4 protein-coding genes are annotated in these 3,591 nt (G+C 52.8%); all 4 read left to right on the forward strand.

The features are described from left to right. Positions 1–511, forward strand: a 511-nt coding sequence (locus tag HMPREF1051_RS10400) for a toxin-antitoxin system YwqK family antitoxin (protein WP_003768313.1), incomplete at its 5' end; no start/stop codon positions are given. Positions 512–715: 204 nt separating this feature from the next. After that, positions 716–1,246 (forward strand): cold-shock protein, encoded by a 531-nt coding sequence (locus HMPREF1051_RS10405; RefSeq protein WP_003768315.1) that lies wholly within the window; start codon positions 716–718, stop codon positions 1,244–1,246. A gap of 165 nt (positions 1,247–1,411) precedes the next feature. Further along, positions 1,412–3,130: an arginine--tRNA ligase gene (gene argS / locus HMPREF1051_RS10410; protein WP_003768314.1), complete on the forward strand. Its 1,719-nt coding sequence runs from the start codon at positions 1,412–1,414 to the stop codon at positions 3,128–3,130. A gap of 113 nt (positions 3,131–3,243) precedes the next feature. Further along, positions 3,244–3,591: ABC transporter permease (locus HMPREF1051_RS10415; protein WP_003768312.1), on the forward strand; the 348-nt coding region annotated here is incomplete at its 3' end.

The raw sequence follows: 3,591 nt of genomic DNA on the forward strand, positions 1-3,591 counted from the left end.
GGCGGCGCAGATCAAAACCTTCGTTCCCGTCCTCAACAACGGTACTTTGACACTCTGGCATTTCAACGGGCAAAAGAAAATGATCGGCAGCTACCGCAACGGCAAGCCGAACGGCGAATGGACCAACTGGTACCCCAACGGTAAAAAATCGGCGGTCATGCCCTATCTGAACGGCTTGAGCGAAGGCGTCGGCTCACGCTATTACCGCAACGGTACGAAAGAAAGCGAAATCCAATTCAAACATGACAAGGCAAACGGCTACTGGAAGCAATGGTATCCCAACGGCAGCCCGAAAACCGAAATGACCATGGTCAACGACAAACCGACCGAAATCATGAGTTGGGACGAAAACGGCCGCGCCCTTTCTGAAATTACCATTACCAACGGCAAACGCAACGGCGTTGTTCTGGAATGGTATGACGACGGAGCCAAAAAGTCCGAAACGGTTTACGCCAACGACCAAATAGTGAAAAAGACAAATTGGGACAAAGAAGGTTACGTTATTGAATAACAGAAAAGGGAAACGATATGTTTCCTTTTTTGTTTAAAACATCACCCTCCCTATCGAATCATGCCGGCCTGACAGGGGTCGTCTGAAACCTGCCGTTCCCGATGTCATAGAATTTACATTTAAATATCAACCGCTCCCCTTGTTCCTTTACAGATTTCGTTTAAAATACAACCCAAACAACAACTATTCAAATTACATAAAACTATGCGCTATTACGGTACGATTACACGCTGGAATGACAACCGCCAATTTGGAGCCATCCGTGAAGAAAGCATGGGTACAGAAGTGTTCGCCCCGCTTTCCGCCTTTACCACACTGACACGTCCGCCTGCCGAAGGCCAACGCGTCTCATTCGACATCGTCAAAGGCAGACGCGGACGCGACGAAGCCGAAAATATCTGCTTCTCCCTTGACTGTGTCGATGAATTCGACTTTTTCGACACCGAACCCGAACCGTATAAAAAAACCTTTTCCAAGCTCTTGCTGATTATCCCCCTCATCGCCCTGCTTGCCGCCGGCGGATGGTTCGGCTGGGATTACTGGCAGAAATACCAGCAACAGGCGCAAGCGGCAGCGGCCGCGCCGCCGAAGACGATGGTGGAAGAAGTTGCAGCCAAAATAAAAGCCGAACGCGAAGAATGGTTGGATGCGGTAAACAACCGCAAAACTCAAAAACAAACAAAACCCGACAACGGCAAAGCCGCCCGCAACAGCTCCTCCAAAGAAGAAAAATAATGGCTGCGTAACAATCAAAACCGAGCAGAACCAACTTCATGCAAAAGGTCGTCTGAAAACCCAAATCCAAGGTTTTCAGACGACCTTTCACCTTAGCCCTGTTTCAACACCCCAAATTCTTTTAAAATACCGCCTGATTTGAATTTAACCGAGAGACCGAACTTCATGAACCTACATCAAACCGTCGAACGCGAAGCCGCCGCCGCCTTTGCCGCCGCAGGCATCGCCGACAGCCCTGTTGTCTTGCAGCCGACCAAAAACGCCGAACACGGCGATTTCCAAATCAACGGCGTGATGGGTGCGGCGAAAAAAGCCAAACAAAATCCGCGCGAGTTGGCGCAAAAGGTTGCCGAAGCATTGGCGGGCAACGCCGTGATTGAAAGCGCGGAAGTGGCCGGCCCGGGCTTCATCAACCTGCGCCTGCGCCCCGAATTTCTCGCCCAAAACATTCATGTGGCCTTGAATGACGCACGTTTCGGCGTGGCAAAAACTGACAAACCGCAAACCGTCGTCATCGACTATTCCTCGCCCAATCTGGCAAAAGAAATGCACGTCGGCCATCTGCGTTCCAGCATCATCGGCGACAGCATTTCGCGCGTGTTGGAATTTATGGGCAACACCGTCATCCGCCAAAACCACGTCGGCGACTGGGGTACGCAATTCGGCATGTTGGTCGCTTATTTGGTTGAGCAGCAAAAAGACAATGCCGCGTTTGAGTTGGCGGATTTGGAGCAGTTTTACCGCGCTGCCAAAGTGCGCTTTGACGAAGACCCTGCCTTTGCCGACACCGCACGCGAATATGTTGTGAAGCTGCAAGGCGGCGATGAAACCGTGTTGGCGTTGTGGAAACAGTTTGTCGATATTTCGCTCTCGCACGCCCAAGCCGTTTACGACACGCTGGGCTTGAAACTGCGCCCTGAAGACGTGGCGGGCGAATCGAAATACAACGACGATTTGCAGCCCGTGGTCGATGATTTGGTTCAAAAAGGTCTGGCGGTCGAAGACGACGGCGCGAAAGTCGTGTTCTTGAATGAGTTCAAAAACAAAGAAGGCGAACCCGCCGCATTTATCGTGCAAAAACAAGGCGGCGGCTTTCTCTACGCCTCCACCGATTTGGCGTGCCTGCGCTACCGCATAGGTCGTCTGAAAGCCGACCGTCTGCTCTACGTCGTCGACCACCGCCAAGCCTTGCATTTCGAGCAACTTTTTACCACTTCCCGCAAAGCAGGCTATCTGCCGGAAGATGCAAAAGCCGAATTTATCGGCTTCGGCACCATGATGGGCAAAGACGGCAAACCGTTCAAAACGCGCAGCGGCGACACTGTAAAACTGGTTGACCTGCTGACCGAAGCCGTCGAGCGCGCCACGGCTTTGGTGAAAGAAAAAAATCCCGAATTGGGCGCAGACGAAGCGGCGAAAATCGGCAAAACCGTCGGTATCGGCGCGGTCAAATACGCCGATTTGAGCAAAAACCGCACCAGCGATTATGTGTTCGACTGGGACGCCATGCTCTCGTTTGAAGGCAACACCGCCCCCTACCTGCAATACGCCTACACCCGCGTGCAAAGCGTGTTGCGCAAAGCCGGCGAATGGGACGCAACTGCGCCCACCGTTTTGACCGAACCGCTGGAAAAACAGCTTGCCGCCGAGCTTCTGAAATTCGAAGACGTACTACAAAGCGTGGCGGACACGGCGTATCCGCACTATCTGGCAAACTATCTTTACCAAATTGCCACCCTGTTCAGCCGCTTCTACGAAGCCTGCCCGATACTCAAAGCCGAAGGCGCAACCCGCAACAGCCGCCTGCAACTGGCGAAGCTCACCGGCGACACGTTGAAACAAGGCTTGGACTTGCTGGGCATTGATGTGTTGGATGTGATGTAAGGCATTCCCCCATAAGCAAAGGTCGTCTGAAAACGGATTTTCAGACGACCTTTTTATCTTCTTTGCCCCTTAGGCTATACTGTCGGAAATATTTTCAATTCCGACAATTCTTTATGCCCGATTTCCTTCCCGTCCCGCCCGCCGAACTGTGGCAGGCGACGCTTGAACACCTCCGCCTCTCCCTGATTGCCCTGCTTTGCGCCGTTGCGCTGGCCGTACCGCTCGCCGTATGGCTGGCAAATAAACGGCGTTGGGCGGAAGGTGTTTTGCAGGTAACCAATATCCTGCAAACCATTCCGTCCCTCGCGCTGCTCGGTTTGCTGATTCCCTTTGTCGGCATCGGTTCGCCGCCGGTTTTGATTGCGCTGACGCTCTACGCCCTGTTGCCGATTTTTCAGAACACCTATCTCGGTTTGAGCCAAATCGACCCCGCCATCAAAGAAGCGCACACCGCGTTCGGC

Source organism: Neisseria sicca VK64 (genome assembly GCF_000260655.1).
GTDB lineage: Bacteria > Pseudomonadota > Gammaproteobacteria > Burkholderiales > Neisseriaceae > Neisseria > Neisseria sicca_B.

What these genes read in the sequence shown, in the direction of transcription:
- argS (WP_003768314.1), top strand. Translation starts at nt 1,412, where the DNA reads ATGAACCTACATCAAACCGTCGAACGCGAAGCCGCCGCCGCCTTTGCC.
- HMPREF1051_RS10405 (WP_003768315.1), top strand. Translation starts at nt 716, where the DNA reads ATGCGCTATTACGGTACGATTACACGCTGGAATGACAACCGCCAATTT.